This window comes from Bacteroides sp. BFG-606 (assembly GCF_024788145.1).
Classification (GTDB): domain Bacteria; phylum Bacteroidota; class Bacteroidia; order Bacteroidales; family Bacteroidaceae; genus Bacteroides; species Bacteroides vicugnae.
Genome location: NZ_JANUIL010000001.1, coordinates 3351292 through 3363951 on the forward strand (window position 1 = coordinate 3351292; position 12660 = coordinate 3363951).

Below are 12660 nucleotides of genomic sequence, written 5' to 3' on the forward strand. Positions count from 1 at the left end.
GAATACAACAATGAAGATAAAACTTAAAAATGTATGTGGACTTATTTTGATGGTATGTGCAGTGGTGTCATGTGATTTAGATACTACTCCTACCACTTCATTGGATGCTCCGAATGTATATAAAGATACGAAGAATGCGGAACGTGTGTTGAGGGGCGCATGGAACTATATCTTTAATACGGGCTCCACTTATGCATCTATTGGTATGGGTTCCATAATGTTGAATGACGATTTTGCCGGTTCAGACGCTGTCAGAACAAGAAGCTATGGTTTCTCCGGCAGTTATAACCTGACAAACGGATATTCACGCGGCGAGTATAATGGCGTGCTTTGGGATTTGATGTATGATCCGATTAATAATTGTAACGGCATATTGAAGTATATAGACGATGTGGCGGGAACTAAAGAAGATAAGGCCAGGATCAAAGGACAGGCATTGGCTACACGTGGGTACGCATATATGATTTTGGCTACACATTATTCTTTTGCCATCGACAAAGATCCGAATGCTGTTTGCGCTCCAATATATACTGAACCAACAGATAACGAAGTAGCTTTGACAGGAAAACCTGCTTCTAGTGTATCAGAAGTTTTTGCTCAAGCTCTGAGTGATTTGGAAGATGCCTTGTTGTTTATTCCTGAAAACTATTCACATGGGAATGATGCGAATGCCCAGTATCAGATTGATTATTCTGTTGCATTGGGCTTGCTGGCACGTACTCATCTATATGCTCGTAGCTGGCAGAAGGCGTATGATTATGCGACGGATGCTTTAGCTATCAATTCTTATTTAATGAATGAGAATGAATATAAGAGTGGCTTTAATGATTATACCAATAAAGAGTGGATGTGGGGATTGTCATGTACAATTGACGATAATATGCCCTGTTATCTGTTTTATTTCAAGGATTGCACATCCGATGGTTATACAAACCTCAATGCCGATCCTTATTTCAAGGAAGAGTTTGAAGATGGTGACTACCGTAAGGATTTATTCGATTGGGGACAGACGGCTTATGGAGACTGGGCTATGTTGAATAAGAAATTCATATTTAAAGACCTCGACAATATGTTGGCGGATTTAGTATTGATGGTAAGCATCCGATAAAGTACCCGTTTTCTCTGTCATATTTTCATAGCACCTTTGCCTGTGCAATATTGCATGAACTTCTAACATATTTTCATTATGACAAAAGAACAATTTACCTCTTTACAGGAACTGCATCGTTTAAGCGGTCTGAGTCTTCTGAAATTTCTGCAACGTGAACATGTCAGTTACTCCACGTACAATTATTGGAAACGTAAATCTTCCAGTGTTCCTGATCACGAGACATCTGCTCCCCAATCAGTCTTAGCCCCCATCAGCCTGACGTCCCCCTGTATTGCTTCCTCCTCTTCTGTTTCCGGAATGACCCTGTTGTTTCCTAATGGCGTCCGTGCCCATTTGGGTGCCGGTATGGAAGAGGCCGCTTCCCGTTTGATTAACCAATACGCCTGTTGCCATGTTCTGCCTGAATGATACGATGCGGTATTTTCTCTGCCCCGGCAGGACTGATATGCGCAAGGGTATCAGTTCTCTCTGCGGTGTGGTACACGAGCGTATGGGCTGCAGTGTCAGGAACGGTGATGTATTCATCTTCATTGGCAGCAGCCGTAAATTGATGAAGCTTCTCCATGCCGAGGATGGCGGTCTGGTGATGTATGTCAAGCGCCTTGAAGCCGGTCATTTCAAGATTCCCGAATATGACGAGAAATCGTGCAGCTATCCGATGGAATGGCGCGATCTTGTCATTATGGTGGAAGGAATCCGTGAATCTCCCGGGCAGCGTTTGAGACGTCTGAGGGCGGAACGAAATGTATATACTGTATAAAAATAGATGTCGTATTCCTTGTCTGTCCGGGATATATTTTGTACATTTATAGTGTAATTAAAAGAAACGGATTATGACTCAGGAAGAGATGCTTTCACAGATGAACTCAATGCTGCAGTCCCTGCAGCAGGTGAACGCATCCCAGGCTGAGACCATTATCAGGCTTACCCGGCAGAATGAATCCTTACAGAACCGTCTCAATGAGCTGACGGCTCAAGTCGCATGGCTGAACCGCCAGCTTTTCGGTCACAAGTCAGAGAAACTCCCGTCTCTTGATTCCAACCAGCCTGACCTGTTCGGTGACTTTCTTCCTGATAACGCGGCTGAACTGGAAAAAGCGCGTGAAGTAGCGGTGCAGACAATCACAAAAGAAACGGTGGAGAGCAAGAAACGGGAACGGAATAACCGCAGGATAATGGAAGGTCTTCCCGTACTTGAAAGGGTAATCATCGAGCCGGAAGACATTGACCTGGAACTGTACAGGAAGATTGGTGAGGAAGTGACCCGTGTGGTGGAACATAAGCCCGGACAACTTTATATAAAGGAGATTGTACGGCCCAAATATGCCCTTAAAGACAACACTTCACTTCCACCGGTCGGCAGAAAAGGAGTGGAGATAGCCGCCATGCCGCTGTTGCCTATATACAAAGGAATAGCGGGACCTACACTTTTGGCGGAGATACTCCTGCAGAAATATGAGTATCATCTTCCCTTCTACCGCCAGGTGAAACAGTTGCATCACCTGGGCTTCAAAGCTAGTGAAAGTACCATAGACGGATGGTTCAAGCCTGCGGTTGAACTTCTCAAGCCACTTTACGAGGTACTCAGGCAGGAAATCATGAAATCCGACTACATACAGGGGGATGAAACGACCGTACCTGTACTGGACAAGGCAGGACATCAGACCAACAAGGAATACTTGTGGATGGTCAGGGCGGTAGTCGAACGACTGGTGCTTTTCCATTATGACAAAGGATCACGGTCAGGTACGGTGATAGGGCAACTGGCTAAAGACTTCAAGGGTTATTTCCAATGTGACGGCTTTGAGGGTTACGAATCGGCTTTCAAGGTCAACCCGAATGTGCGCCTTGTTAACTGCATGGCTCATATACGCAGGTATTTTGAGCAGGCACTTGCTGAAAACAGGCAGATGGCGGAACATGCCTTAAAAGAAATACAGCTTCTATATCGCATAGAACATGACTGTGACCAGAAGCAGCTTACAGAAAATGAACGAATGGGAAAACGTCAGGAACTTGCCGGACCTATTATGGATGCCTTGAAGCTATGGATGGAAACAGAAGGGATAAAATACAGCCCAAACAGCCTGACCGGAAAGGCGATAACCTATGCCTATACCCGCTGGGAGAATATGATGAGGTATCTGCAGGATGGACGTATCCATATTGATAACAATCTGGCGGAAAATGCCATCCGACCAATCACATTGGGTAGAAAGAACTACTTGTTCTGTGGAGACCATCAGGCGGCCGTCAGCATGAGTGTCGTCTGTTCGTTACTGGCTACGTGCAAAGCGCATAAAGTAAATCCGCGCACTTATCTGAATGACGTTATAGCAAGAATACCATATATGCAGAAGGCAAATTATGAGGAACTGTTACAAATGTTGCCACACAAATGGAAGGAAAAGAATAAAGAATGATGGAGATACAACGATAGATGGCTGCTTACCAGGAAAGGAGATACAGCCATTTTTTTATAGTGTACTTTATCGGATGCTTACTATTGATGCGTACTTCGGAGATGTATTTGATTAAAGCTGAAGCGGCTGCTCATTTAGCAGGTAAAGAGGGTGAAGCACAACAGTTGTTACAGACTTTGCGTAATGCCCGTATGAAGGAAGGTAAAACTGCGCATGCAGTTACGGAAACCGGTGATGCGTTGATACAGGAAATATGGAAAGAGCGTCGTAAAGAATTGTGGGGTGAAGGTTTTGCTTTGACTGACCTTATCCGTAACCAACAATCAGTGGAACGTAAGGAATATGATGGAAAGATTACTGTGGGTGGCAAAGAAATATCGGTTAAGGGACATACTATTATTAGTTTACCGGATAATACTCCTTTTGTTCCGAATAGTAAATATTATCTGTTCCGCATTCCTGAAAAGGAAGAGTTGCAGAATACCGGACTTTATTCGAAATATCCGAGATTGTCTATTTATGATTTATAAATCCGTATAACTATAAAACCAGTCCCTTCTTCTTTTGATAATCAAAAAAGAAGGGGCTGATTTTGATATAAAGAGCATTGATTAAATTTCAAAATCAGGCAAATAGTCTGTCAGCACTTTACTAACTTGTTTCCCTTTTACTTGGTCAATAACAGTCGTCGCACCTTCCTTTTTACCTGCATCATAGTTTAAGGAAACTTTTTCCACTTTATTACTAACGTGAATAGCGGCTTTTCCTTTTTCCGTAAGGTTGCAAGTGATAGTCCAGTCACCTACTTGAATGGTATTGCCTTTGCGAACTAACTGCATATCCGGGCGATTATTTCCATGTATATCCATAACCGTTAAGAAACGGGCGGTTTTGCAAGGAACTGTTGTAGAAGAGAAATGCCAGTGATTAGGATATTTCACCGCTTTTCCTTGTGCATTCGTTACATTTTTCCAGTTGGTCGGAGCACAGAAGAAAGTATCTACCATTGCCTGTTCCGTTTTTGCCGAACTGAAAAGATGAGCAACAGAGATACCACCGGCTTTATTTCTTCCGGTTACTTTCACTTCATTGGTCAGTTCCAGTATTTCCATCGGTAATTCTACAGTATGTAAAAGGTAACTCCATGTTACGGCTTCTTTTCCTTCCAGCTCATCATAAATCACGAAAATTCCGGTAGTTCCCAATTGGATGATATGACGGCGGAACATATCCAATTTATTCTCATCCCATCCTTTTTCAGGCGTATATTGCGTACCGGATAGTTCGCCACGTTTCAGCCATAGGGGAGAAGTCACTTTGCCATAAGCATTGGAAGCATCTCCTACCATATAAGCGATTTTTTCTCCTTCATACCAACGCGGAATCCAGCCATATCCTTCTGTTCCAATCTTTTGAGTCATTCCATTTACCAAAATACTGTTGTGTGCACGGGTGTTACGGTAAGAATACATACAATGATCGTCCGTAAAACCAGTACGATGTCCGCTGCTGTAAAAAATGGCTTTACCCCCATAGAATGTATTGAAAGCATTCTGATTGGCTAGTGCATGGGAAGTGGAACCATAAGAACTGGAGCGGAACGATAACATGGCATTCCTGTCTATATCTCCCAAAGAAGTATTCATCGTACCGATTCCTGTTTCATTGAATACTTTCGCCATGGGTAGCTCGGCAAGAGTATGTCCTTCTTTGGGGAGAGTTTTCTTGGTTGTACAACGATACCAGGTCAAATCTCCGGATTTTCCGAGGAAAGTCTTTTCCATAATATCCGGTTCTTTTTGCAGAATAGTACGTACATAAGCGGCCGCCCACGGATTATTACATTCACGTGCCAAGGCATCCGCATAACCTACTCGTGTACCGTTCGGCTTCATCTTGCTCTCGTGTGAATTGCCTTGTCCGGCAGATTTTGAGAATGGAGGCTGCTGGTAGATGACGTAAAATGCATTGTTGTTATACCACGGATCAGCGAAGAAATCGAATCCGCTGATACGGGAGTAGAAAGCGGGAACTTCAATCAATGTGCGAAGATTAACCTGGAAATAGGAATCACCATTGTGCCATCCTCCGTCAGCGTTGAGGCCCGGAAGACGGGATACCCATTCATTGTAGCAATAATCCACCCAGGTGGAAGCCATCGGTAGCTCACCATACGTAGCAAATGCCGCCATATTCAAGATACGGAAAGTCATTTGCCAGACATGATTATCAGCAATGCGGTTTTCCAAGTGATTGACATATTCATGATAGAACTTCTTTCCATTGTCACGAATCGTTCTTAGAAGTAGTTTTCTCTCATCCGGAGTCAACAGATTGTACCATGCATCATACGCTGAAGTACTCATGGACAGAATAGTAGAACGATTGAAATCTCCGGCAAAGTATTTACTGTTTTTCCAGGAAAGAATTTCGGAAAGCCGCTTTATACCTTCTTTGTAGTATACCTCGTCTTTCGTTAGCAGGTAAGCGCGTACCATGGCTTCGATATTTGCTTCTTCACGGTCTATAATCTTACGACTTTCCCGAATCAGGGCAGAACGATATTGAACAATGTTTGTCAGCTTGACAACCTGGGTTGTATCAATTTCTTCTTCCAGATGTTTCAGCGGGTGGTTCAGGCATTTATCGGCTTTTCGGATATAAGCCTGTGCCTCCGGATTGTTTTTATTCCGTTCGATGATATTATCCCAATCTTCGGTATCAAGCAAGATGCGGGGATGGGTTTGGGGTAATTTGGCTAATACTTCCTGTAGAGAAGGAGGGCTGAATGTACGTATGTGTTCGTCTATATAAAAATGATAAACAGGTGACCATTCTTCTTTTCCTTCTTTGTCAACGTAGGCATGTTGCCAATACCATTTCCCTTTTTCAAAGAGTTTGAATGGGTTGAAAAAGGCCCATTTTCTTTCGGCGGTAATCACTTCCGATTTGAATTCGGGGTCGCGTGCAATACGGATGCGGTAGGTTACTTCCGGTTTGTAGTCCTCTTCTTCAACTCCGTCCAATACGGCACCGAGGTGCGGGAACTTATCCGGCCACATAAAACGCGGAGGATTGACGGTAATATGCTGTCCGTCCAGGGGCGAAGGCGTTTCGCGGACTTCATGCATCAAGGTCTGTTGAGTCAGATGCATGATTCCTTTTTGTGCATACCCGTTGGCGAATAGCAAAAGGGTGAATAAGAGGAAAATAGATATTCGTTGTTTCATCATATAACTTTGCTTTTATTATTCATCGCTTTGTTGTTCAGCGTTGTTTGAACAAATCTTTCAGACGAATAGTCTTGTTATTAATCAGTGGACGTGCCCAGAAACCAATAAAGGTGATATATCCTACGAAAACAAGGATAAAGAGCATACCCGTGCGAAGTGATGTTGCATCTGCCAGCGTACTTACAATCATCGGACCACCGGCACCACCTACAATTGCCGAGCATAGTATACCTGCGAATGAACCGTGGTGCTGTGACGCAGAGTTCAGTGCTAATGAGAATACGATGGAATACATCATGGAGATACTGAAGCCAACAGCTGGGAAAGCAAGCATAGATACTTCTTTACTTCCGAACAATGCTGATAATAATAGAATGATCGTCAGAATTCCGGAAATCTGTAACAATCGTTTGCTGTCAATCAACTTGAGTAGGATCATGCCTACCAGACAACCGGCTGTCATCAATCCCCAAAAATAGCTCACGGCTTGTGCACCGTCTGTTTGCGGGTTAACTCCATGGTATTGTTCCAGGAAGGTACTCATAAAGATTGAAGTTCCTTGTTCCGTGCTTACATAGCAGAAGATTCCCGGGAAAAACAGCCATACATATTTCTGTTTGAATAAAGCCAGATATGAATCTTTAGATCCGCTTTTCTCGTCTTCTTTCAACTCGATTTTGGGAAAACGGGATACACCGACAGCAATCAGCATGACCAATAGCAGGATTGTAAATACCCAATAAAGAGATACCCACGGCATTTCCCGTGGAGTGACATCGGCCAACAAGTCGATAAAGAAACCCTTACCTGCTGTATATGTCGCCGGATTAAGTTCGCGAATCAGATAAGTATATACCAGAGGACTTAGGAAAGAAGCAATGCCAAACATAAATTGCGCCAGTTCGGCGATAAATGCATAGTTTTCTTCTCCTCCTACGGTACGTTGGAGTGGATTCAATACCGTTTGTAACATGGCCATTCCTAACCCGATGATGAAAGAAGAAGCTAATAACATTGGATACGTGTGCATGCAGGCAAACAAGATGGTACCGATGAACGGCATCAGAAACCCACCGAATAATACCGGCTTTTCACCGAAACGGTCAATGAGCAATCCGGCAGGGATAGACATGATGGCATAGGCCAGGAAGAAAGAAGTCGGGATAAATCCCGCCATTGCCAGGTCGCTTAGATTGAAGTTGTGGATAATATCCGGAATGAGTGGACCTAGAATATTGGTGATAAACGAGATGGTAAACCAGAACGCCATAATCAGCGCCAGCATTCCTAAATTTTTTCTCATAATCTTAAATAGTTGATAGTTGATAAATGATAACTGATAGATGGAAGTTGATAATTAATGATGATTGAGTATTTGTATGTTGGAATAACTTTCATTTACTAACTATCATTTATCAACTATCAACTATCATTTATTTTTGTTTTCATTTGAAAAAGAGTGAAGCAGCTCCAATACTTCCGGCCTTGTTTCCAAGAGCGGCAGCTATGATTTGAGTATTCACGGCGCAGTCGGGAATAGCGTAACTGCGGGCTTTTTCACTTACTTTTTGAATATAAAAGTCTCCGGCTTCGGAAAGTCCTCCACCGATCACAATCTTTTGAGGGCTGAAGATATTGATAAACCCTGCAATTCCGTGTCCCAGAAAATCGCAGTGTTCTTCCAGCGATAGTTGTGCAATCTTATCTCCTTGTTTGTAAAGGCGGACGATCAGTTCTCCATTAATCTCTTCATCCGGGTAGGAGATACCTGCGTCTATTATCCGTTGATTGAAACGGCGTACCAAAGCAGAAGTGGAAGCATAATGTTCCAGACAGCCGACGGAACCACAGGCACAAGGTTCGCCATTGGCAATGAGAGGCACGTGCCCCAGTTCTGTCCCCCGGTTGGCATAACCGTTGAACAATTTGCCATCAATGACTACTGCACCGCCAATGCCTGTTCCTACTGTTAGGAAAACAACATGAGTGGCTCCCTGTCCGGCTCCATACATTGTTTCTCCTAATCCCATCAGATTAGCATCATTTCCCAATAAAGCCGGGAGTCCGGTTTCCTTTTCAATACGGTCTGCCAGATGTATGTTTTCCCAACCGTTGATGTTTTCCGCACCTCCTAGAACAATACGGTTTGTAGAATCTACGATGCCTGGTGTACCAATTCCTATACCATTGATTTTGTAGCCTTGTTCTTGTGCAAAAGCTTTTACCTCATTGATAGCAGTAACCAACTGTCCGATGACAGCTTCTGCTGATACATCGGCTTTCGACGGTAACTTCCCTTGAAAGTAAAATACGCCTTCATTATCAATTAGGGCGTATTTTACAGAAGTTCCGCCAAGGTCAATTCCTATAGCGTATTCTTTTTCCATATCACCAAGTAATACTTAATACATAATACTTAATACTTAAAAAAATCACACTCTCTCTGCCCAAATCGGTGAACTCCAAGCCCATTGTCCGTCACGTTGGCGAACGCGTACATAGTAGTAATCCGTATCACGCTGCGGCTCTTTATCTTCCATGTAGTGTTCCAAAGTGAAGCAGCTTTCCGGCATAGCACGATTGAAGAGGATTGCCTCACTCAACCAACCGATCATGAAGTGTGAGCGTGAACCTTCGAGCAATTCGCCCAATGTATGTTCAAACTTCTTGCCATTGAATTCGGCAATGATCTTGCCGTCTTTGGGCATTTCCACATCCAGAATGACGGCTTGCATGGCTGCTGTAGTTGTATTCGGATTCTTGCTGCTGTACATATCCAATTCCGTTTCCTTGTCGCCAACGGATACAATACGGTTGACATGCGTGTGGAATTCAGTTTCACCTTCTTGCGGAGAAGTGAACGCTGCGCCACGGAAACAAGGAGTTACACTATGGATCTGTCCTTTGTCTACTGACAGTTTGCCCTGCCAATGTACGTATTTCTCTTCACGATTCCAACCAAAATCAACTTTAACTTTGCAACGTACCGTATCACCTTCCGGAGCAATCGGAGTCAGAGGGCCGTTCATGCGAGCTAAAATCTGTCCATTCTTGACAATATCCACGTAGTCGATACAGCTTTCACCTGTGACGTTCAGATAGATACGGCGGCTGTTACCGCGAACTACGTCACCCATGAAAGCGTCGTTGAGGCGGAAGTCAATAATAATTTTATCACCGGTTGCGGCACATACGTGGCGGGTGCGGAGAGCTTCCCAAATAGCGTCGCGAGTCAATGACGGAGCCATGACACCGATACGACCGTCGCCATAGCTTCCCGGATAACCGGAATGTTGGTCGGTAGAAGCCATAATACCGAATTTGTTACCTAATTCAAGACCATATTGAATGGTTCCTTCCCATTGGCGCGGACCCATATCGTGTAAATAAGGATAGTCTCCCTGGTCGCTTTCTGCCAGACCGTGGCGGGAATACATTTCTACGAATGGGGTAATATCTCCTTCGGTAAAGCATTTCCAGTTGTAACCACGATAGCCACCCTGATAACCCATGTGATGCGGAGTGATAAATACTTTGTGGCCTTTTGCCTTCTGTTTCCAGTCTTCGATAGAAGTACATTCCACAAGCGGTGCGTCAAGATCATAATTCAATGCAACATGGTCACCATGTTCCATGCTGTGGGCTTCGTATCCGACAAAAGTAAGGAATTCACCTTCTTTATTGTATTCATTCGTCATTTTTACGTACTTCTCATAACCGCCTTCACGCAAACGTTTGAAAGCTCCCGTGTGGTAATCGATCACCCATTTCAGGCGGGGATCATCTGCTCCGGGAATATCCGGCCACATAGCATGAGGAGTGACACTGACAAAATCCAATTGTGCTTTTGCAGCTTCAAAAGCGTCGCGCATGTCGCCGTGTCCATATGTGATGTTGCAATGGTTGTGTAAGTCGCCCCAGTACATTTTGAGGTTACTGGCTGACGGCATAATTTTTTTTGCTTCTTTGCTTCCAGCTGCGCAAGAACCCAGTAAACTGCCTGAAGCTGCCAATCCGAGGAAAGACCAGCCTGTGTTTTTTAAAAACTTTCTTCTATCCATGGTTTTATCTAATTTATTCGGTTATGAGGCACGGATTACACGGATTTCACGGTTTTTAGAATGATGATGAGGTAAAACAACAGCGTTCATCCGTGTAATCCGTGCCTAAATTTATTATGTAAACTAATTATGAAGCATATTAATTCTTATTGATATGTCCTCTTCTTAGCGGTTTTGCATTTGCCGACGATCACCTTTAAAGAGGACTTTTTCCTTTTCATCCGGGTCAGTATCTTTGTACTGTTTTTGAGTATCCTGAAGCAGCTCTATCAGCTCTTCTTGTACTTTAGCATACTCCGGTTTGCCGAAGACGTTGTTCATCTCTCTCGGATCAGCTTTCATGTCATACATTTCCCATTCGTCAATATCATTGTAGAAATGAATCAACTTGAAATCTTGTGTACGGATACCATAGTGACGTTTTACAGAGTGTTCTGCAGGATATTCGTAGTAGTGGTAATAAGCTGCTTTACGCCAGTCGGCCGGGGTTTTTCCTTCGTTGACCAATATCGGTTTCAAAGAAGCTCCTTGAATATCTGACGGAATATCTACTCCGGCAAAGTCTAGGAAGGTAGGAGCAAAGTCTACATTCATACTGATTGCATTACTGGTACTTCCTGCTTTGATTGCTTTCGGGTAACGGATGATAAGAGGCATACGCTGACATTCTTCATACATGAAGCGTTTGTCAAACCAGCCATGTTCGCCAAGGAAGAAACCTTGGTCGGAGGTGTATACAATGATTGTATTGTCCAGTTCACCAATCTTTTCGAGATAATTCAATAGTCGGCCGATATTTTCGTCTACTGCCAGAACCGTAGCCAGATAATCGCGCATATATTGTTGATATTTCCAGCTGATTAAAGATTTGCCTTTCAAGTCACCTTTGCGGTATTCGGCAATGCGCCCGGCGTATACAGAATCCCATTTATCCTGAACTTCAACAGGCATACGTTTATATACACTATAAAGACGGTTGGTTGTATCTTTCAGCATCTCTTCACGGGTCATCAATTTGAGATCCCAGTCGTTTGTCAACGTGTGTTCGATAGACATATCCTGCTCACGAGCAGCTCTTCCACGACCTTCGTAGTCGTCGAACAGATTAGCCGGTTCCGGGAAAGTGGTATTGTTGAATATACCCAAATGACGGGGAGCAGGCATCCAGTTACGGTGTGGGGCTTTCTGGTGATACATCATGCAGAAAGGCTTGTTCTTGTCACGTCCTTCGAGGAATTTAATTGCTTTGTCGGTAATAATATCCGTAGCGTATCCTTTTTCTATGATATGTTTTCCGTCCTCCCAGAAATCAGGATCGTAATAGTCGCCTTGCTCATGTTGACCGCTAAGGATACTCCAATGGTCGAAACCTTGCGGTTCGCTGATGAGGTGCCATTTGCCGATCATGGCAGTCTGGTATCCGGCTTGCTGAAGAAGTTTGGGGAATGTCTGCTGATCGCCGTTGAATGTACTTGCATTATCGGTAAAACCATTCTCGTGACTGAACTTGCCGGTGAGGATGCAAGCGCGTGAAGGTCCCGAAAGAGCATTGACTGCGTAACAATTATCAAAGCGAATACCTTCGTTGGCAATCCGGTCCATATTAGGAGTTTGGATTAGATTTCCTCCATAACAGGACATCGCTTGAGTGGTGTGATCATCCGTCATCATGAAGATAATGTTCGGTTGTCTGACTTCTTCTTTCTTTTGGCTGTTGCAAGAAACGAGGTTTAATGCTGCCAATGGGAGGAGTAGGGTAGAGGAGGTGTAATAGTTTTCCATAATGATGAAGAAGCCTCTCCCAAGAAAAGGAGTAGGGAGAGACTCTGAGG

The 12660-nt window shown here is 43.8% G+C and carries 10 protein-coding genes; 5 read left to right on the forward strand and 5 right to left on the reverse strand.

Going from position 1 to position 12660, the window contains the following annotated elements:
• The first annotated feature begins 10 nt into the window (after positions 1–10).
• The 5 genes from NXV01_RS12290 (at position 11) to NXV01_RS12310 (ending at position 4064) form a co-directional block, all read left to right on the forward strand.
• Positions 11–1108, forward strand: a complete 1098-nt coding sequence (locus NXV01_RS12290; protein WP_259022570.1) for a RagB/SusD family nutrient uptake outer membrane protein — start codon at positions 11–13, stop codon at positions 1106–1108.
• 78 nt (positions 1109–1186) lie between these two features.
• Positions 1187–1519: an IS66 family insertion sequence element accessory protein TnpA gene (gene tnpA, locus NXV01_RS12295; RefSeq protein WP_217723764.1), complete on the forward strand. Its 333-nt coding sequence runs from the start codon at positions 1187–1189 to the stop codon at positions 1517–1519.
• Positions 1503–1871, forward strand: coding sequence for an IS66 family insertion sequence element accessory protein TnpB (gene tnpB / locus NXV01_RS12300; protein WP_195650752.1), 369 nt, complete (start codon positions 1503–1505; stop codon positions 1869–1871). The genes tnpA and tnpB overlap by 17 nt, the downstream gene beginning before the upstream one ends.
• A 73-nt stretch (positions 1872–1944) precedes the next feature.
• Positions 1945–3534 (forward strand): IS66 family transposase, encoded by a 1590-nt coding sequence (gene tnpC / locus NXV01_RS12305; protein WP_259022514.1) that lies wholly within the window; start codon positions 1945–1947, stop codon positions 3532–3534.
• Between the two features lie 17 nt (positions 3535–3551).
• A complete protein-coding gene (locus tag NXV01_RS12310; protein WP_259022571.1) occupies positions 3552–4064 on the forward strand; it encodes a RagB/SusD family nutrient uptake outer membrane protein in 513 nt (170 codons plus the stop codon).
• Between the two features lie 81 nt (positions 4065–4145).
• On the opposite strand, the gene NXV01_RS12315 is transcribed toward NXV01_RS12310, so the two are convergent.
• The 5 genes from NXV01_RS12315 to NXV01_RS12335 all read right to left on the reverse strand — a co-directional run bounded on the left by NXV01_RS12315 (position 4146) and on the right by NXV01_RS12335 (position 12610).
• Positions 4146–6767, reverse strand: a complete 2622-nt coding sequence (locus NXV01_RS12315; RefSeq protein ID WP_259022572.1) for a DUF4962 domain-containing protein — start codon at positions 6765–6767, stop codon at positions 4146–4148.
• A 34-nt stretch (positions 6768–6801) separates the two neighbouring features.
• A complete protein-coding gene (locus NXV01_RS12320) occupies positions 6802–8070 on the reverse strand; it encodes a sugar MFS transporter (protein ID WP_259022573.1) in 1269 nt (422 codons plus the stop codon).
• A 142-nt stretch (positions 8071–8212) separates the two neighbouring features.
• Positions 8213–9154 (reverse strand): ROK family protein, encoded by a 942-nt coding sequence (locus NXV01_RS12325; RefSeq protein ID WP_195650156.1) that lies wholly within the window; start codon positions 9152–9154, stop codon positions 8213–8215.
• Positions 9155–9199: 45 nt separating this feature from the next.
• Complete coding sequence (locus NXV01_RS12330; RefSeq protein ID WP_167511734.1) at positions 9200–10828, reverse strand: Tat pathway signal sequence; 1629 nt, start codon at positions 10826–10828, stop codon at positions 9200–9202.
• Positions 10829–10993: 165 nt separating this feature from the next.
• Positions 10994–12610, reverse strand: coding sequence for a sulfatase (locus NXV01_RS12335; RefSeq protein ID WP_259022574.1), 1617 nt, complete (start codon positions 12608–12610; stop codon positions 10994–10996).
• Positions 12611–12660 lie beyond the last annotated feature (50 nt).